The sequence below is a fragment of the Nonomuraea mesophila genome, from assembly GCF_004352805.1.
GTDB lineage: Bacteria > Actinomycetota > Actinomycetes > Streptosporangiales > Streptosporangiaceae > Nonomuraea > Nonomuraea longispora.
The window spans coordinates 21,842-40,125 of record NZ_SMLD01000085.1; the positions used below are offsets into that span (position 1 = coordinate 21,842).

Sequence of the window (18,284 nt, forward strand, 5' to 3'; positions counted from 1 at the left end):
CGGTGTTTCCTTTCGGGCGCCGGCACGTCGTACCGGATCGAGGGGGTGTCACGGCGAGCGGCCCCTACAGGCGCGCCCATGCCTCGGTGAGCACGTCGCGGAGGATCGACCCGATCTCGGCGAACTCCGCGGGACCGGCGATCAGCGGGGGCGCGAGCTGGATGACGGGGTCGCCGCGGTCGTCGGCGCGGCAGTAGAGGCCGGCCTCGTACAGCGCCTTGGACAGGAAGCCGCGCAGCAGCCGCTCCGACTCCTCGGCGTCGAACGTCTCCTTGGTGGTCCTGTCCTTGACGAGTTCGATGCCCCAGAAGTAACCGGAGCCGCGTACGTCGCCCACGATCGGGAGGTCGCGCAGGCCGTCGAGGGTCTCCTTGAACAGCGGCTCGTTCCTGGTGACGTGTCCGAGCAGGTCCTCGCGCTCGAAGATGTCGAGGTTGGCCAGCGCGACGGCGGCGGAGACGGGGTGGCCGCCGAAGGTGTAGCCGTGCGGGAACATGGTGTCGCCGTCCTTGAACGGCTCGAACAGCCGCTCGTGCGCGATCATGGCGCCGATAGGGGAATAGCCGCTGGTCAGGCCCTTGGCGCAGGTGATGATGTCCGGCACGTAGTCGAACTTCTGGCCGCCGAACATGGTGCCGAGCCGGCCGAACGCGCAGATGACCTCGTCGGAGACGAGCAGCACGTCGTACTCGTCGCAGATCTCGCGCAGGCGCTGGAAGTAGCCGGGGGCAGGAGGGAAGCAGCCGCCGGCGTTCTGCACGGGCTCGGCGAAGACGGCGGCCACCGTGTCGGGGCCCTCCATCTCGATGGCGCGGGCCACGCGCTCGGCGGCCCAGAAGCCGTACTCCTCGGGGGTCATGCCCTTGACGCCGGTGATCTCGTCCGCGCGGTAGTGGTTGGTGTTGGGCACCCTGATGGAGCCGGGCACGAGCGGCTCGAACATCTCCTTGAACGCCGGGATGCCGGTGATCGACAGCGCGCCCTGCGGGGTGCCGTGGTAGGCGATCTGGCGGCTGATGACCTTGTGCTTGAGCGGCTTGCCGACGAGCTTGAAATACTGTTTGGCCAGCTTCCACGCCGATTCGACGGCTTCGCCGCCGCCGGTGGTGAAGAAGACGCGGTTGAGCTCGCCGGGGGTGTACGCGGCCAGGCGCTGGGCCAGCTCCGCCGCCTTGGGGTGGGCGTAGGACCACAGCGGGAAGAACGCGAGCTCCTGGGCCTGCTTGGCGGCGGCCTCGGCGAGCTCCTGGCGCCCGTGCCCGGCCTGGACGACGAAGAGCCCCGCCAGACCGTCGAGATAGCGCTTGCCGTGGATGTCGTAGACGTAGGAGCCCTCACCGCGGACGATGGTCGGGATCTCGGACTGCTGGTAGGAGCTGTGTCTGGTGAAGTGCAACCACAGGTGGTCCTGCGCGGCCTTGAGGACGTCGTTTTCCGGCTGCGTCATGGTTATCTTCCCTCGTGTCTGACTTCCCACAGTTTGCCTGTTCACCTGCTCCCTGCCAAGCGAATCGGTCGCGACACTCTGCAAGAAAATCGAGATCCGCAACACCGCTGTGTAACGGCAACGAAATCCGCAAACGGGCGGCCACGGTCCGGACCGGCTTCCGCGTCGCGGGACCTCGTATCCTCCTCATGACGGCAAAGCGCCTGTCACCCTGTAGAACTGTTCGAGATATCTCTGTGAGAACGACCCCCGGGGGAACCGTCCGTGACTCCTGACCAGATCGAAAGCGCTGTCGCCGCCGCGATGCCCCAAGGCGTCGAGGAGCTGAAGCGGCTCGCCGCCATCCCTTCCGTGGCCTTCCCCGGGCATCCGGAGGAGCCGGTGCGCGCCGCCGCCGCGCTGACGGAGGAACTGCTGCGTTCCGCCGGCCTGCCGCGCGTCCAGCAGGTGCAGGTGGAGGGGAGCTTCCCCGCGGTCTACGGCGAGGCGCCCGCGCCTCCCGGCGCACCCACCGTGCTGCTCTACGCGCACTACGACGTGCAGCCGGCCGGCGACCCGGCCGCGTGGCGCACCCCGCCGTTCGAGCCGACCCTGATCGACGGCCGCCTGTACGGGCGCGGCTGCGCCGACGACAAGTCGGGCATCATCTCCCACGTCACCGCCCTGCGCGCCTTCCAGGGCCGGTTCCCCGTGGGCATCAAGGTCATCATCGAGGGCCAGGAGGAATACGCGGGCGAGCGCCTGGAGGCGTTCGTCGAGCAGAACCCCGAACTGCTGCGCGCCGACGCCATCGTGGTGGCCGACACCGGCAACCCGCGCGTGGGCGACGCCTCCGTCACGACGTCGCTGCGCGGCATGGCCGCCTTCACCGTCGAGGTCCGCACGCTGCGTGAGGCGGTGCACAGCGGATCGTTCGGCGGCGCCGCCCCCGACGCGCTGGCGGCCCTGATGCGCATGCTGACCGCGCTCCACGGCGACAACGGCGAGGTCCGGGTGCCGGGCCTGCCCAGGGGCAACTTCTTCGGCCAGGGGCCGTCGGAGGAGGAGTTCAGGCAGACGGCCGGCGTGCTGGACGGGGTCTCGCTGGTGGGCGCGGGCTCGCTGGCCGACCGGCTGTGGTCGTCCTACTCGATCACCGTGACCGGCATGGACGTGCCGACGGTGTCGGGCGCGATCAACGCCGTGCAGCCGGCCGCGAGGGCCAGGGTGACGATCCGCATCCCTCCGGCCGGTGACCCGAAGACGACGGTCAACGCCGTGACGGAGTTCCTGCGGCAGGTGGCGCCGTGGGACGTGCAGGTGGCCTTCGGCGACGTCGTCGTGGGCTCGGGCTTCCAGGCCGACTCCGGCGGCAAGGCCAGGGCGGCGCTCAACCGGGCGATGGAGCGCGCCTTCGGCCGCCCGCCGCGCGACGTGGGCGCGGGCGGGTCGATCCCGCTGGTCAACACGCTGCTGAAGCAGTTCCCCGCGGCGGAGATCCTGCTGTTCGGCGCGGAGGACGAGGGCGCCGCCATCCACGCGCCCAACGAGCGGGTCGATCTGGAGGAGCTGCGCCGCGTCGCCACCACGGAGGCGCTGTTCCTCCACGAGCTGAGCCTCCCCTCGGCGCTCGGCGTCTAGGAGGCATCCGGTGCTCGGGCCGCCTCAGGTCGGGGCGAACATGCGTGGTCTCGCGTGCAGGACCACGACGTTCGGCCCCGGCTCTGACAGGGCGGCGGCGAGGTCCGCGGCCAGGGAGTCCGGCGTGGCGACCCGGGCGGCGACCCCGAACGACGCGGCCAGGGCGGCGAAGTCCGGCCTGGCCAGTTCGGTGCCGGTGGACGTGCCGAACGCCCCGGTCATGTACTCGCGCAGGATGCCGTAGCCCCCGTCGTCGACGATGAGCCACGTGACGTCCAGGTCGTGCTGGCGCAGCGTGGCGAGCTCCGCCAGGCCGTACATCGCCCCGCCGTCGCCGGAGATCGCGAGCGCGCGCCGTCCTGTGGCCGCCGCGCCGAGGGCGGCGGGGAGCGCGTACCCGAGGCCGCCCGCTCCCTGCGCCGACCACATGTGACCGGGGAAGGCCGACCACGCCCAGTAGGTGAGGATGGTCATGTCCCAGAACGACGGCACGCCGGACGGCACCGCCTCCAGCAGCGCGAACTCCTGCTCGTGGCCGCTGAGCCGGTCGCGCACCCGGCGCAGCACGTCCGCCACGGCGGCTTCCGCGCGCCCGTCGCCCTCCCTGGGCCGCACGCCCGCGGCGAGCGCGCCCAGCGTCGCCTTCGCATCGCCGTGCACGGCCGGCGCACCGCTCGTGTTGGCCTCCAGCTTGCCGGGGTCCGCCTCGACGTGGACGACACGGCCGCGCGGGCGCATCGTGTGGTAGTTGCTGGACAGCTCCCCCAGCCCCGAGCCCGCGACCAGCAGCACGTCCGCCTCTTCGAGGAAGTCGGTGACGAAGCGGTCCTCCAGCCACGACTGCAACGACAGCGGGTGCTCTCGGGGGAAGACGCCCTTCGCGGCGAACGTGGTGGCCACGGGCGCGCGCAACCTCTCGGCCAGGGCGAGGAGCTCCGGCCCCGCTCCTGACAGGTTGACCCCGCCGCCGGCCAGGATGACAGGGTTTGACGCGGAGTCGAGAGTCCGTACGGCCTGCCGTACCAGCTCGGGCCGGGGGCGTGGCACGCGCGGGTGCACGCTCGGGCCGCTCACCGCCGGGACGTCCGCGGGCGCGAGCAGGATGTCCTGCGGGATCTCCACCCACGCGGGCCCCTGCGGCACGCTGAGCGCCGCCTCCCATGCCTGGGCCAGGGCGGAGGGGATCTGCGAGGCCGCCCGTACGACCTGGACCGACGTGGCCACGCCGCGGAAGGAGGCGGCCTGGTCGGGCAGCTCGTGGAGGTATCCCTTCCTGCGGCCGCCCAGCCCGTCGGACGGGATCTGGCTGGAGATGCCGACCACGGGCGCGCAGGCGAGGCGCGACTCCATCAGGGCGGGCAGGGTCGCCAGCGCGCCGGGACCGGTGGAGACCATGAACGGCGTCACCGTCCCCGTGGCCCGCGCGTGGCCGTCGGCGGCGAAGGCGACGCCCAGTTCGGTGCGGCATCCGACGTAGCGCAGCGGGGAGCGGCGCAGCGCGTCGAACATGGCGAGCGCGTGCTGGCCGGGTTCGCCGAACACGGTCGTGGCGCCGAGCGCGACGAGGGTCTCGGCGACCAGGTCTCCCCCGGTTCTCATGCCCGCCCGCCGAGCGCGATCAGGCTGATCAGGTCGTAGGCGACGTGCGCGGCGGCGACCGAGGTGATCTCGGCGTGGTCGTACGCGGGCGCCACCTCCACCACGTCGGCGCCGACCAGGTTGCAGCCGGCCAGCCCGCGCAGGATCTCCAGCAACTCGCGGCTGGTCAGGCCGCCCGCCTCCGGGGTGCCCGTGCCCGGGGCGTGGGCGGGGTCGAGCGTGTCGATGTCGACGGAGACGTAGAGCGGCCGGTCGCCGATCCGCTGCCGCAGGGCCTCGGCGATCTCGTCGGGCCCGCGCCGCATGACGTCGGCCGAGGTGACGATGCCGAAGCCGAGCCTGCGGTCCTCGGCCAGGTCGCCCTTGCCGTACAGCGGTCCTCTGATGCCGACGTGGCTGAGCGCCTCGGTGTCGAGGATGCCCTCCTCCACCGCGCGGCGGAACGGCGTGCCATGGGTGTACTCGGCGCCGAAGTAGGTGTCCCAGGTGTCCAGGTGCGCGTCGAAGTGCAGCAGCGCCAGCGGCCCGTACTTGCGGTGCGCGGCGCGCAGGAGCGGCAGCGCGATCGTGTGGTCGCCCCCGACGGTGACCAGCCGGGCGTCGAACTCGCCCGCGGCCTGCTCGATCGTGTCGATGGCCCGGTCGATGTCGAACGGGTTGCAGGCGATGTCCCCGGCGTCGGCGACCTGCACGTCGGCGAACGGCGAGACGTCGAGCGCGGGGTTGTAGGGCCTGATCAGCTTGCTGCCCTGGCGTACGGCCGCCGGGCCGAAACGGGCGCCGGGACGGTAGGAGACCCCGCTGTCGAACGGCACGCCCACGATGGCGACGTCGGCCCGCTCCACCTGGTCGAGACGGGGCAGCCGGGCGTACGTGTCGGGCCCTGCGAAGCGCGGGACCTGCGAGGCGTCGACGGGTCCCTGAAACATGAAACTCCCTCGTTAACGGCATATTTCTGATTAAGAGGCGCTATTGACACCCCTGGCGACGCAGACCACTATGTCGGAAAACTTCGTTTACCGGAAGGCAACCGCGTTGTCCGAACAACTCTGGGGTGGACGCTTCCGCTCGCCTGCCGATCCGTCCCTCCTCGCTCTCTCCCGAGCGCCCGACAGCTACTTCCGCATGTCCCCCTACGACCTGGCGGGCTCGCGCTCCCACGTACGCGAGCTGCGCAGGGCCGGGATCCTCGACGAGGCCGAGGCGGAGCGGCTGCTGGCGGAGATCGACACGCTGGACGAGGACGTACGCGCCGGCCGGGTCGCCCCGAGCCCCTCCGACGAGGACGTGCACACCTTCCTGGAACGAGTCCTGGTCGAGCGGCTGGGCGAGCTGGGCGGCAAGCTGCGCGCCGGCCGCTCGCGCAACGACCAGACGGCCAACGACCTGCGGCTGTACCTGCGCGACCACGCGAGGAAGCTGGTCTCGGCCCTGGCCGGGCTGCAGGACGCCCTGGTGGAGCAGGCTCGCAGGCACGTACGCACCCCGGCGCCCGGCTTCACCCACCTGCAGCCCGCCCAGCCGATCGTGTTCGGGCACCAGCTGCTGGCCCACGCGCAGGCGTTCGCCCGCGACGCCGACCGGCTCGCGGACTGGGACCGGCGTACCGCCCGCTCCCCGCTGGGCTCGGCGGCGCTGGCCGGGTCGGCGATCGCCGTGCACCCGGAGCTGTCGGCCGCGGAGCTCGGCTATGACGGGCCGTGCGAGAACTCGATCGACGCCGTCGCCGCCCGTGACCACGTGGCCGAGTTCCTGTTCGCCACCTCGATGCTGGGGGTGAACCTGTCGCGGCTGGCCGAGGAGATCTCCACCTGGGCCTCGCGCCAGTTCGGCTGGGTGGAGCTGCACGACTCCTTCGCCACCGGCAGCTCGATCATGCCGCAGAAGAAGAACCCCGACATCGCCGAGCTCACCAGAGGCAAGGCGGGCCGCCTGCTCGGCAACCTGGGCGGCCTGATGGCGACGCTGAAGGCGATGCCGCTGGCCTACAACCGGGACCTGTCCGAGGACAAGGCCGCCGTCTTCGACACCGTGGACACCCTCATGATCGTGCTGCCCGCCATGGCGGGGCTGGTGCGCACACTGTCGGTGAACGTCGACGCGCTGCGCAGGCAGGCGAGCGAGGGCTTCACGCTGGCCACCGAGGTCGCCGACTGGCTCTCGCGGCGCGGCGTGCCGTTCAGCGAGGCCCACGAGATCACCGGCGCGCTCGTGCGTACGTGCGAGGACAAGGGCCTGGACCTGCACGAACTCCCGGACGAGGAGCTGTCCGCGGTGGACGGGCGGCTGACCCCCGACGTACGGCCGCACCTCACGGTCGAAGCGGCGCTCGCCGCGCGCTCCGGCTACGGCGCCACCGCGCCGGAACGGGTCGCCGAGCAGATCGACCGCCTCGCCGGCCTGCTGGCCCGCCAGCGCGCCTGGGCGGACGGCTACCGGGGACCCGCCGCATGATCTCGATCCCGGACTCCCCCAGTCTCGGCCCGAGGGCCCGCGAACTGCGCCGCCGCCGCAGGCTCAGCCTGACCGAGGCGGCCGAGCGGGCCGGGCTCACCAAGGGTTTCCTGTCCAGGTTCGAGCGCGGCCAGGTGTCCATCTCGGTCGCCTCCCTGCTGCGCCTGTGCAAGGCGCTCGACCTGGACGTGGCCGACCTGTTCGACGGCTCCAGCGGGCGGCTGGTCAGGGCGGAGAGCCGGGCCAGGCTCGAGTTCGGCGGCAGCGGCATGACCGAGTACCAGCTGACGCCGAAGGACGAGCGCAGGCTGCTGGTCCTGCTCAGCGAGATCGAGCCGGGCGGCGGGTCGGGCCACGAGCCGTACGCGCTTCCCGTCGACATCGAGTTCGTGCACATCCTCAAGGGGCTGTTCACGATCGACGCCTCGGGCGAGCGGATCGAGATGCGCGAGGGCGACTCGTTCCTGTTCCCCGGCGACACCCCCCACACCTTCACCAACCCCGGCGACGAGACCACCAGAGTCCTGTGGGTGCTGTCACCCGCGCTGACCTCCCGCTCGTGAGGAGATCTCCATGTCCACAGATGTCGCCCACCTGCCCCGGGTGACGCGCAAACACTACGGCCGCTACGTGGCGGCGATCGTCGTGGTGGCCGTCCTCGTGGCGATCGTCGCCTCGTTCGCCGGCGGGCAGATCGAGTGGAGCGTGGTCGGGCAGTACCTGACCGCCCAGGCCATCCTGACCGGCGTGGTGAACACCTTCGTCATGGCCGTGCTCGCCATGGTCCTCGGGGTGGCCCTGGGCGTGTTGTTCGCCGTGATGCGGATGTCGCGCAACCCCGTCACCCGCGGCGTCTCGTACCTCTACACGTGGATCTTCCGCGGCACGCCGCAGCTGCTGCAGCTGTTCCTCTGGTTCAACCTGGCGCTGGTCTTCCCGTACGTCGTCATCCCCGGCATCGTCGAGGCGCGCATGGTCGACCTGATGACGCCGTTCGTCGCCGCGCTGCTCGGGTTGGGCATCTGCCAGGGCGCCTACACCTCCGAGGTGGTGCGCGGCGGCATCCTCTCGGTCGACCAGGGGCAGACCGAGGCCGCGCAGGCGATCGGGATGACGCGCTTCCAGACGTTGCGCAGGATCGTGTTGCCGCAGGCCATGCGGGTGATCCTGCCCCCGATCGGCAACGAGTTCATCAGCATGGTGAAGCTCACGTCGCTGGCCAGCGCGATCCAGTACCAGGAGGTGCTGCACAGCGCCCAGAACATCTACTACGCCAACAACCGCGTCATGGAGCTGCTGTTCGTGGCGACGTTCTGGTACCTGATCGTGGTCACCATCCTCAGCCTGGGCCAGATGGTCATCGAGCGCCGCTTCTCCCGAGGGGTGAGGAAATGATCAAAGCCGTCGACGTACACAAACATTTCGGCAGCAACCACGTGCTGAAGGGCATCTCGCTGGAGGTGGCGGCGGGCGAGGTCCTGTGCGTCATCGGGCCGTCCGGCTCGGGCAAGAGCACGTTCCTGCGCTGCGTCAACCAGCTGGAGACGATCGACGACGGCGCCGTCTGGGTCGACGGCGAGCTGATCGGCTACGAGGAGCGCGACGGCAGGCTGCACCAGCTCAGCGACGCCCGGATCGCCCGGCAGCGGCGGCCGATCGGGATGGTGTTCCAGCGGTTCAACCTTTTCCCGCACATGACCGCGCTGGAGAACGTCGTCGAGGGCCCGATCAGGGTGCTGCGCGAATCGCGCGACACCGCCCGTACGCGGGCGCTGGAGCTGCTGGAGCGGGTGGGGCTCGCGGACAAGGCCGGCGCCTACCCCTCCACCCTGTCGGGCGGGCAGCAGCAGCGGGTCGCGATCGCCCGCGCGCTGGCGATGCGGCCGCGCTTGATGTTGTTCGACGAGCCCACCTCGGCGCTGGACCCCGAGCTGGTCGGCGACGTGCTCGCGGTCATGCGCGACCTGGCCGCGTCCGGGATGACCATGGTCGTCGTCACCCACGAGCTGGGCTTCGCCAAGGAGGTCGCGAACCAGGTCGTGTTCATGGACGAAGGCCGCGTCATCGAGACGGGAACCCCCGACCAGGTCCTGGTCAACCCTGCCCACGAGCGTACGAAGACCTTTCTCTCAGCAGTTCTCTAGGAGTCGCGTTGTCCCGTCCCATCCTGCTCATCGCCTGTCTCGCCCTGGCCGCCACCGCCTGCACCGCGCAGGCGCCGGACAACCTCGCGTCCGCCTCGGACGGCGGGCTCCCGCCGAAGATCGCCGAGTCGAAGACGGTGGTGATCGGCAACGTGCCCAACTATCCGCCGCTGGAGTTCAAGGACCCCTCGACCAACAAGCTCACCGGCTTCGACATCGACCTCGGCAACGCCGTCGGCAAGCAGCTCGGCGTCACGATGAAGTGGCAGGAGACCTCCTTCGAGCAACTGCAGAGCGCGGTCACCACCGGGCGCATCGACATGATCCTCTCGGGCATGAGCGACCTGCCGGAACGCCGTAAGACGCTCGACCTCGTCGGCTACCTGAGCTCGGGCGCGCAGTTCTTCTCCACCAGCGAGATCGACGATCCGAAGCGCCTGTGCGGCAAGACCGTGGGCGCCAGCCGCCGCACGTCCTTCCCCGGCGAGATCAAGAAGTGGAGCGAGGAGAACTGCGGCGGAAAGGCGATCAAGGTCGTCGGCACGGAAGGCTCCGCCGACGCGCGCACCCAGCTCACCCAGGGCCGGGTCGACGCCGCGGTCCAGGGCAGCGAGACGCTCCCGTACATCTTCGAGCAGGACCCCGGCAAGTTCCACCTCATCGGCGAGCCGTTCACCGAGGTGCACCAGGCCATGGGGTTCGGCAAGCAGGACCCGCGCCTGCGCGACGCGGTCATCAAGGCCCTGCGCGCCCTGCAGCAGGACGGCACCTACGCGAGCCTGCTCGACAAGTGGGGACTCAAGGACAACGCCATCAAGCAGGTCACCCTCAACGGGACCGCCGCCCCATGACGACCCCGGTCACCCGCGTGGACCCGCTCCGCGCGCTCGCCGGCTTCGTCGCCGGGCCGCCCCCGCCGCCGCCCGACGTGGCGGAGCGGGCCGAACGGCACCTCCTCGACACGCTGGGCGCCGCACTGGCCGGAGCCACCACGCCCGCGCCCGGCCTGGCCGGTCCGGGGGACGCACCCGTCTGGGGCACCGGGCTGAGCGCGGCCCCTCGCGACGCGGCCCTGCTCAACGGCGTCGCGGCGCACGCGCTCGAACTCGACGACACCGGCGGCTGCGACCACTCCGGAGCCGTGGTGGTGCCCGCCGCGCTGGCCTGCCTCAGCCTCACCGGCCGTCCGGTGACCGGCCGCGACCTGCTGGAGGCGGTCGTCCTGGGGTACGACGTGGCCCGGCGCACACTGGAGGCCTGCGGCGGCTACGCCGCGCACAACGAGGCCGGATGGCACTCGACGGGCACCTGCGGCACGTTCGGCGCGGCGGCGGCGAGCGCGCGGCTGCTGGGACTCGACGCCGCGCGAACCGCCCACGCGCTGGGACTCGCGGCCGGCTTCTCCGGCGGGCTGTGGGCCTTCGTGCACGACGGCGCGGCGGGCAAGCGGCTGCACGCGGGCCGCGCCGCCGAGGGCGGCCTGACCGCCGCGCTGCTGGCCGCGTCCGGCGCGAGCGGCCCCGGCCGCGTCTTCGACGACGTCTGGGGCGGCTTCCTGCGAACCTACGCGGGCGCGCACGCCGACCCCGGCGCCCTCACCCGGGGCCTCGGCACGGAGTGGCGGATCTCGCGCTGCTCCATCAAGCCGTACGCGTCCTGCCGCAGCACCCACTCCGCCATCGACGCCGTCGGCGGCCTGGACCTGTGCCCCGGCGACATCGCCCGCATCCACGTGCGGCTGAGCCCGCTCGTGGCCGGCATGTGCGGCGGACGCGACGTCGCCACCCTGCCCGCCGCACAGCTGAGCCTGCCGTACGCCATCGCCGCGAGGATCCTGTACGGCGACGCCGACCTGGCCGCCTACTCCCCAGAACGCCGCCACGATCCCCGGGCCGCCGCGCTCATGGACCTCATCGACCTGGAGGCGGACGAGGAGATGGGCGGCATCGACGAGCCGTTCCTGACCGTCACCACGACCTCGGGCGCCGTACGGAGGGCCAGGGTGAGCCACCCGCTCGGCTCTCCTGCCAACCCGCTCTCCGACGAGCGGCTGCTGGCCAAGTTCCACGGCCTCGCGCCGGGACGGGAGCGCCTGGCGGATCACGTCATGACTCTCGGCTCCCGCCCGGACGCGCGAGCCCTTCTTCCCCTCCTGTGACGATGTCGCGCGGGCCGCAGAGTGGTGTGGCGCCGAGTCCTGGAGGGCTATGGAGAAGCCTGTGGAGGCGCGCGACAAGGCGCCAGCGGTGCGGGTGCTGATCACGCCCGGGGACGTCTGGCGCGCCGGGCTGCTCTCGCTCGTCGACACGTTCGTCGCCCACCAGGAAGTGCAGGAGAGCACGACGAGAACACCGCCCCCGCCGGCGGGCGTGGCCAAACCGGCGCCGCCGAAGTGACGCCGGGGCACACCCGCGCCACTTCGGCAGTCCTGCTCGCCGCCGCGAGCGGGCTCGACGTGAAACCCCTACAGGTCGCTTCTGCCGAAGGACTTCATCTCCCGGCCGTGAACCGCCAGCGCGTAGATGACGAGAACGTCGAAGATGATGACGATCGTCGACCAGAACGGGTAGGCGGGGAACCAGGCGAAATTGACGAGTGCCTGGAGGGAGGCGAGGACGATCCCGACCACCCGCCCCCAGGTCTTACCTGACATGACGGCGGCGCCGGCGAGAAGGACGACCACACCCATGATCAGGTGGAACCATCCCCAAGCCGTGTAGTTGACGGGAATCGCCAGGTTGTCGGCGGTGACCAGGTAGAAGTCCGTGTTGAAGAGGCCCACCAGGCCCATCATCGCCTGGAAGCAGCCCAGGATGATCATGCCGATGCCGGCGAAGATCACCCAGCCCAGCCAGCCGCTGGGCCGAGCCTCCTCTTCCGGGCGTGATGCCGGTGCCCGGCCCGCTTCCGTGCGCGGCCGGGAGGCCTGCTCCGGAATCTGGTTCCTCGTCGGCTGCTGTGTGCGCGTGTCGCGCGGGTCTTCCATGCTCGGCTCCCTCCGCACGGCGGAGCCGGCGGGTGGTACACGTTCGCGGCCGTGCCTGCTTCGTCCGTGCAATGTCCGGGAATCCAGCGGTCGAGCTCAGGTGCGCGCTCGTCACCGCTCTTCCGCCCCCTCCCTACCCGGCTTGTGCAGCGCTCTCAGCTTCCTGTCGTAAAAGTCGGCAAATGAGGCGCTCTGCCGTGGTGAAAAAGATGGAACCTCGGATGGTGCTCACGGCAATTACCACCGTCATGACATGAAGCACCCGAGAGGCAGTACGAGATGCGACAAGAGAGCCGGGCGCCCGCGTTGCGGGGGCCGGGGTCACGGAAGCAGGCGTCATATCCCGGCACGAGTCCGCGCGATTCGCCGCGTTGTTCACCTGCCACGCCCCTGAGCTCAGGCGCTACGTCATCCGGCGGCTCGGCCTGGAGCCCGCGGACGGGCCACGGCCGCCGGTCGCGACAACGACACGGCCGGCGGCGACGAAGACGGTGCTGGAGCGGGCCGCGCTGATGGCCGGCCGGTCCAGTGCCCAGGAGATCAGGCCCGACCAGTGGTTCTACCTGCATGAAGTTCGGGCCGATGATCCCGCCGGAGACGCGCGCCGCGATGTACCGGGCGCTGGCCAGGCTCCCGCACGTCTCGGTCGAGGAGAAGGCCACGGACATGGACGGCCGCACGGGCGTGGGCGTGGTCTTCGACGCGGGTGCACACGGCAAGTCCGTCTACATCCTCGACTCCGGCGACTACAGCTACATGGGCGTCAAGTCCGTGGACGGCGGCGTAGCCATCGGCATGTCGGTGCTGGGCGCCGGCATCGTCGACAACGCCGGCGACGTGCCCTGACCCCGGTGGACTCCGGTCAGTTGTGCGCGGGACGGCGGTGCACGAGCCGCAGGCCCATCTCGACCAGCGTCCAGCCCAGGCGGATCTCCCAGCGGCGGACGGCGTGGACGGGCTTGCCGGCCAGGCGGGCGTGCTCCGCCTGCGCGCGCAGCTCGTGGGCGCGCAGGCGCTCGACGTACAGGAACAGGTCGGTGTCCATCATCACGTCTCCTCAGGTGCGGAACGGGAAACCATTGACGTGCAGGACGACGTTCTCGCGGCCCTGCGTCTCGCCTGCCTCGCGGGCCGTCGTGCCGCGCTCGCGCCACTTCGCGGCCAGCTCGTCGAGGTCACGGCCGAACTCCTGAAGTTCCCCGGCCGTGAGCGTGAACAGGAACTCAGAGCTGAACGACGCGCCCCGCCACTCGTCGCTCCAGGTCTCTTTGAGGTCGAGGTATTCCTGGTACATCTCGCTCCACTGGCGGGCGTACACGCGCGAGACGGCGGTGTGGACGGCGGCGCGCTCGGGGGCGTCACGCCAGTCCTCGTCCCTGGTGCTGAGCGTGGTGGAGACCGGCCGCCACCACCGCTCCCTGCCGTCGCCGCTGCCCGGCTCCGCCTCCTCGATGACGCCGTGCGCGGACAGCTTGCGCAGATGGTAGCTGACCAGGGACACGGCCTCGTCGACCTTGTCGGCCAGCTGTGACGCGGTCGCCGTGCCCGCCATGAAGAGCGCGCGGTAGAGCTTGATGCGCAGCGGATGGCCCAGCGCCTTGAGCGTGTCGATGTCCTTGACGCGGTGGTTCTTGTCGGCGGGCATGCCCTCACCCTAAATGGGAAAGTAAATTTGCGCAACATTCATTGCGCAAGTTTTCTTTCCTATCTTGAGACGCGAGGGTGACCGGGCCGGGCGCGGGAGCGCACGAAAAGGCCGCCCGGCGCTTGCGAGCGCCGGGCGGCCGATGGAGTCGTTACCTGACGGGCAGGTCGTAGAGGCGGCGCACGCTGCTGCCGAGCCGGCCCACGTCGGCCCCGTACACGTGCAGCGACACCCCCACCTCGTCGCTCGTGTTGCGCACCATGTGGATGTCACCGGGCGGCGCGAACCCGCTGACCTCACCGGGGCGGTTGGCCGCGCGGCCGATTTCCACCAGGTGGTCGCCCATGTCGCGGTAGAGGGTCTCGTACTCGATGCCGCTGAGGATGCCGAACGTGCACCACGAGACATGGTCGTGGATCGCCGTGAACTGGCCGGGTCGCCACACGACCGCCACGACGGAGAAGTCCTCCTGGGCGTGCAGCACGTGGGACACGTACCCGTCGGGCGAGCCGGCGCGCTCCTCCGGCGTGAGGATGTCGAGCCCGGGAAGGCCGCCGCGGAGCAGATCGGCGACGGCGTACGCGGTGTCGCGCGACGTTAGCTCGCGCGCCACGATCGCGGAGATGCCGGACACGAGCGGATCCAGCCCCGGACGGACGGCGGTGACGGTACGCATGACTTCTCCCTGGGTATTCGCCTTCCCTTCTACCGTGCTCCATCCGGACCAATAGGTCCAACAGAAGTCTTCTGGTCCATCTATAGATACGATTGATGAATGCTCGACGTCACCCGGCTCCACGTCCTGCTCGCGGTCGCCCGTACGGGCTCGCTGACCGCGGCCGCCAAGGAGCTGCACTACTCCCAGCCCTCCGTCAGCCACCACCTGGCCAAGCTGGAGGCGGAGACCGGGGCCAAGCTCGTCCAGCGCGCCGGGCGCGGCATCCGGCTCACCGACGCCGGCCGGCTGCTCGCCGAACGCGCCGCCGAGATCATCGGCCGCCTCGACGCCACGTCCGAGGAACTGGCCGCCCACGTCGGGCTGCGCACCGGACGGGTGCGGCTGACCGCCTTCCCCTCCGCGCTGGGCACGTTCATCCCGAAGGCGGCCGGCTTGCTCGCCGCCGCCCACCCGGGGCTGCGCCTGGAGCTCACCGAGACCGAGCCGCCGGAGGCGCTCAGGCTGCTGCGGTCGGGCCGGGCGGACGTGGCGGTGATGTTCCGGTGGGACGACGCCGCCCCCGAGGGGAACGGCCTGCACATGATCCACCTCTTCGACGACCTCAGCTACCTGGTGTCCAGCACACCGGCCGCCAGGCTCGCCGACCACGCCGAATCCCCCTGGATCGCGGGCTGCGACCGGTGCCGCAGCCACCTGCTGGACATCTGCGACAAGGCGGGCTTCACCCCGCGCATCTCGTTCACCAGCGACGACATAGTGGCCGTGCAGGCGCTCGTGGCGGCGGGGCTGGGCCTCACCCTGCTGCCGGGGCTGGCACTCACCGCCCACCGCCACCCCGGCGTCCACGTGACCGAGGTGCCCGGATCGACCCGGCACGTGTACGCCGCCGTCTACGGCGAACCACCCCACCCTCCGGGCACGGAAGCGCTCGTGAAGGCACTGCGGGAAAGCCTTTGAACGGCCCGGCTCCGGAGGGTACGCGCACCGGCGGACGGGGAAGGGCACGTCTGTGAAGGCATGACAAGGGCGGAAATTTTCTAGCCATAGTGCGATAGTGAGATCGCACGCTCGTCGGGGGACGACACGTCGCGACGTACCTAAATGGGCGGACCCATGGACACGCCACCACACCGCCTCGCGCTCGAACGGGTCGTCGAGGTCTACGCCGGTCACGACGACCTCGTCGGCGTGACCGGATCGGGATACGTGATAGGCGCCGACCTGGTGCTGACCTCCGGCCGGGTGGCCCGGCCCGGCACGCCGTGCCAGGTGCGCGCGCCCTGGTCGGCCCGGTGGGTCACGGCCGAACAGGTGTGGCGGGGACGCGGCGCGGCCGGCGCGGTGCTGCTGCGGGTGCCCGGCTCCCCATGGGCCGAACTGCCCGGCATCGAGCACGTGCGCTGGGCCAGGGCCGCCGTGCCCGGCGTACGGTGCCTGGCCAGAGGGTTCCCGCGGGCGGGGCAGCGGGCCGGGTTCCGTGACGCCGAGACGCTGACCGGCGTGGTCGACGCCCCGGCGGACCCGGCCTCGAAAGCGCTGACCGTTACCGTGGGCAACCCCGGAACCCACGCCGTGCCGGGCACGCTCTGGGGCGGCATGCCGGGCGCCGCCCTGCTCGCCGAGCCGGCCGGCCAGATCATCGGCCTGGTCGTCTCGGGAACCGCCCCGCACCTGGATGTCGTACCGGTGACCGCGCTGCTGAGCGACGCGCGCTTCCGTGAGCTGGCCGGCGTGCCACCCGGCCGGCTCGAGACCGTGACCGGCGGCGAACCCTCCGTACCGCTGGCGGACCTGCTCACGCCCGCCCGGTACGACCCGCCGCCGAACGGCCCCGACTGGGCGTTGCTGCCCGCCCGCCACGCCGTGGTGCCGTTCCTGGGGCGGGAGGAGGAACTGGCGCGGCTGCGCGCCTGGGCCGCCGAACCGGCCGCGCTGTCCATCGCGGTGCTGACCGGCCGCGCGGGCACCGGCAAGTCCCGGTTGGCGGGCGAGTTGTGCGCGGAACTGGCGGGGTCCGGGTGGGACGCCGGTCTCCTGCCACCGGACACGCTGTACGCCCTCGCCCTCGCCGCCGGCCCCGGCCCGTACGAGCCGGGCCCGTACGAGCCGGGGCCGCCCACCGGTCCGGCCGAGCCGAGCCGGGCCACCGGCCCGGACGTGCCGGCCCCGGCCTTTTTGGCTGGGTCGGTCGCCGGAGGTGGCGGTGCCGCGCTGGACGCCATACGGCCGACGTTGCTCGTCGTCGAGCACGTCGAGTCTTGCGTACCGCCGGTGGGCGAGCTCGTACGGCGGCTGGCCAGGCACGGCCGCAACCCCCGCGTACGTCTGCTGCTCGTGGCCCGTGAACCGGGCGACCCAGGCTGGTGGCGGCGTCTCGACACGGCGGCCGGCGGCTGGCTGCGGCGGCTGAACAGCACGACGATCCAGCTCAACACCAGCCCGCTCACCCTGCCCGAACGGACGGAGCACGCCCGCGCCGCCATGGAGGCGTTCGCCCCGAGCAGGGCCGTGCTGCCCGCCCCGCCCCACCTCGACGACCCCGAGTACGGCCTGCCGCTCCACGTGCACCTGGCCGCCCTGATGCGGCTGCGCGACGAGGACGGGCACGCGCCCGGCGGGCTCCTGGAGCGATTCGTCGTACGGGAGCTGGACCAGTGGGTACGGGTCCGGCTCGCCGATCACGAGAGAGTGGACGCGGCGACGGCGCGCCAGGCCGTGGCCGCGGTCGCGCTCACCACGCCCACGCCCGCCGAACTGCCCGGCCTGCTCGCGGCCGTACCGGGGCTGCGCGACGCCGCGACCGGCCTGCCCGCGACCGACGGCCGCGTCCAGGACGTGGCCGCCTGGCTCCGCCGCGTCCTGCCCGGCGGCGAACGGCTCGCCCTGCCCGGCCCCGACCTTCTGACCGAGCAGCTCCTGTCCGGCACGGACGGCCTGGACTCGCTCGTGCTCGCCGTACACGACCTGGAGGGCCGCACGGTCGGGCAGCTCGTACGGATGCTGGACGTCCTGCGGGTGTGCGCGGGTGGGGACCGGGTCAGGTCCGCGCTGCGGACGCTCGTCACGGCCAGGGCCGGCAGCCTGGTCGAGGAGGCGGTGACCCACCCGGGTACGCGGCTCGGCGACCTGGTCGACTCCGTACTCGGGCTGTTCCCCGCCGCACCGGAGGTGTTGGTCGCCTTACCGGTACGCACCGGGCCGGCCCGGCCGGGGCTGCGGGCCCTCGACGTGACGCTGAGCGAGCTGGCCGTACGCCGGCACCGGGCGCGGGGCGACCGCAGCGCGCTGGCGGAGGCGCTGTCCATGATGTCGGGCCGGCTGGCCGCCGCGGGTCGAGTGGGCGAGGCGGTCGCCGCGGCGGCGGAGGCCGTGGAGATCCACGCGGCCGCTCCCCCGTACGAGGAGGCGGCCGGACGGGCTGAGGCGCTGTTCGACCTGGGAGCCTGCCTGCTGCTCGGAGGCGAGGCCGGTGGCGCGCTCAAGCCCGCGCAGGAGGCGGCGGCCAGGTACCGGATCCTGGCCGAGGACGACCCCCGGTATGCGGAGGAGACGGCGCGGGCGTACCACAACGTCGCGTGCGCGCTGCTGGGAACCGGGCGGTTGAGTGAGGCGGTACGGGCGTTCGGGGCGGCGGGCGGCGACGGCGAGTTCGCGGCTCACCTGGCCGCCCTCCTCTCGGTGCCCGCCACTCCCCACCCCGGCACCACTTC

The 18,284-nt window shown here is 71.7% G+C and carries 17 protein-coding genes and 1 pseudogene; 11 read left to right on the top strand and 7 right to left on the bottom strand.

The features are described 5' to 3' along the window. Positions 1-64: 64 nt before the first annotated feature. On the bottom strand, positions 65-1,447 hold the full coding sequence (locus tag E1295_RS27895) for an aspartate aminotransferase family protein (RefSeq protein ID WP_132634269.1): 1,383 nt from the start codon (positions 1,445-1,447) through the stop codon (positions 65-67). 264 nt (positions 1,448-1,711) lie between these two features. Between E1295_RS27895 and E1295_RS27900 the strand changes: the two genes are divergently transcribed. Continuing rightward, positions 1,712-3,067 (top strand): M20/M25/M40 family metallo-hydrolase, encoded by a 1,356-nt coding sequence (locus E1295_RS27900; RefSeq protein WP_132634270.1) that lies wholly within the window; start codon positions 1,712-1,714, stop codon positions 3,065-3,067. A gap of 24 nt (positions 3,068-3,091) precedes the next feature. Here E1295_RS27900 and E1295_RS27905 read toward each other — a convergent pair whose 3' ends face one another. Both E1295_RS27905 and speB read right to left on the bottom strand, forming a co-directional pair. Further along, positions 3,092-4,666, bottom strand: coding sequence for a thiamine pyrophosphate-binding protein (locus E1295_RS27905; protein ID WP_132634271.1), 1,575 nt, complete (start codon positions 4,664-4,666; stop codon positions 3,092-3,094). Next, positions 4,663-5,595: an agmatinase gene (gene speB, locus E1295_RS27910; protein ID WP_132634272.1), complete on the bottom strand. Its 933-nt coding sequence runs from the start codon at positions 5,593-5,595 to the stop codon at positions 4,663-4,665. Before speB ends, E1295_RS27905 begins: the two co-directional genes overlap by 4 nt. A 70-nt stretch (positions 5,596-5,665) precedes the next feature. Between speB and argH the strand changes: the two genes are divergently transcribed. The 7 genes from argH to E1295_RS27945 are packed head-to-tail and all read left to right on the top strand — an operon-like array spanning position 5,666 to position 11,660. Next, positions 5,666-7,120, top strand: a complete 1,455-nt coding sequence (argH, locus tag E1295_RS27915; RefSeq protein ID WP_132634274.1) for an argininosuccinate lyase — start codon at positions 5,666-5,668, stop codon at positions 7,118-7,120. Then, positions 7,117-7,683 (top strand): helix-turn-helix domain-containing protein, encoded by a 567-nt coding sequence (locus E1295_RS27920; RefSeq protein ID WP_132634276.1) that lies wholly within the window; start codon positions 7,117-7,119, stop codon positions 7,681-7,683. The genes argH and E1295_RS27920 overlap by 4 nt, the downstream gene beginning before the upstream one ends. A 10-nt stretch (positions 7,684-7,693) precedes the next feature. Continuing rightward, on the top strand, positions 7,694-8,515 hold the full coding sequence (locus tag E1295_RS27925) for an amino acid ABC transporter permease (RefSeq protein WP_132634278.1): 822 nt from the start codon (positions 7,694-7,696) through the stop codon (positions 8,513-8,515). Further along, positions 8,512-9,264: an amino acid ABC transporter ATP-binding protein gene (locus tag E1295_RS27930; protein WP_132634280.1), complete on the top strand. Its 753-nt coding sequence runs from the start codon at positions 8,512-8,514 to the stop codon at positions 9,262-9,264. The genes E1295_RS27925 and E1295_RS27930 overlap by 4 nt, the downstream gene beginning before the upstream one ends. Positions 9,265-9,272: 8 nt before the next feature. Then, positions 9,273-10,115 (top strand): ABC transporter substrate-binding protein, encoded by an 843-nt coding sequence (locus tag E1295_RS27935; protein ID WP_220448917.1) that lies wholly within the window; start codon positions 9,273-9,275, stop codon positions 10,113-10,115. Next, the gene (locus tag E1295_RS27940) at positions 10,112-11,422 is read left to right on the top strand and encodes an MmgE/PrpD family protein (RefSeq protein WP_132634282.1); all 1,311 of its coding nucleotides are present in this window, start codon (positions 10,112-10,114) and stop codon (positions 11,420-11,422) included. The genes E1295_RS27935 and E1295_RS27940 overlap by 4 nt, the downstream gene beginning before the upstream one ends. Before the next feature lie 49 nt (positions 11,423-11,471). Further along, complete coding sequence (locus tag E1295_RS27945; RefSeq protein WP_132634284.1) at positions 11,472-11,660, top strand: hypothetical protein; 189 nt, start codon at positions 11,472-11,474, stop codon at positions 11,658-11,660. A gap of 68 nt (positions 11,661-11,728) precedes the next feature. On the opposite strand, the gene E1295_RS27950 is transcribed toward E1295_RS27945, so the two are convergent. Then, a complete protein-coding gene (locus tag E1295_RS27950) occupies positions 11,729-12,250 on the bottom strand; it encodes a DUF7144 family membrane protein (protein WP_220448918.1) in 522 nt (173 codons plus the stop codon). A gap of 567 nt (positions 12,251-12,817) precedes the next feature. Between E1295_RS27950 and E1295_RS27955 the strand changes: the two genes are divergently transcribed. Continuing rightward, on the top strand, positions 12,818-13,096 hold the full coding sequence (locus E1295_RS27955; RefSeq protein ID WP_132634286.1) for a hypothetical protein: 279 nt from the start codon (positions 12,818-12,820) through the stop codon (positions 13,094-13,096). A gap of 16 nt (positions 13,097-13,112) precedes the next feature. Here E1295_RS27955 and E1295_RS27960 read toward each other — a convergent pair whose 3' ends face one another. The 3 genes from E1295_RS27960 to E1295_RS27970 all read right to left on the bottom strand — a co-directional run bounded on the left by E1295_RS27960 (position 13,113) and on the right by E1295_RS27970 (position 14,571). After that, a complete protein-coding gene (locus E1295_RS27960) occupies positions 13,113-13,298 on the bottom strand; it encodes a hypothetical protein (protein WP_220448919.1) in 186 nt (61 codons plus the stop codon). 9 nt (positions 13,299-13,307) lie between these two features. Then, positions 13,308-13,895 (bottom strand): ArsR/SmtB family transcription factor, encoded by a 588-nt coding sequence (locus E1295_RS27965; RefSeq protein ID WP_132634288.1) that lies wholly within the window; start codon positions 13,893-13,895, stop codon positions 13,308-13,310. A 151-nt stretch (positions 13,896-14,046) separates the two neighbouring features. Next, on the bottom strand, positions 14,047-14,571 hold the full coding sequence (locus tag E1295_RS27970) for a cysteine dioxygenase family protein (protein WP_132634290.1): 525 nt from the start codon (positions 14,569-14,571) through the stop codon (positions 14,047-14,049). Between the two features lie 99 nt (positions 14,572-14,670). Here E1295_RS27970 and E1295_RS27975 point away from each other — a divergent pair, with 99 nt between their 5' ends. Both E1295_RS27975 and E1295_RS27980 read left to right on the top strand, forming a co-directional pair. Further along, a complete protein-coding gene (locus E1295_RS27975; RefSeq protein WP_132634292.1) occupies positions 14,671-15,531 on the top strand; it encodes a LysR family transcriptional regulator in 861 nt (286 codons plus the stop codon). A 156-nt stretch (positions 15,532-15,687) separates the two neighbouring features. Continuing rightward, positions 15,688-18,284: pseudogene (locus E1295_RS27980) on the top strand (hypothetical protein); the annotation flags it as partial.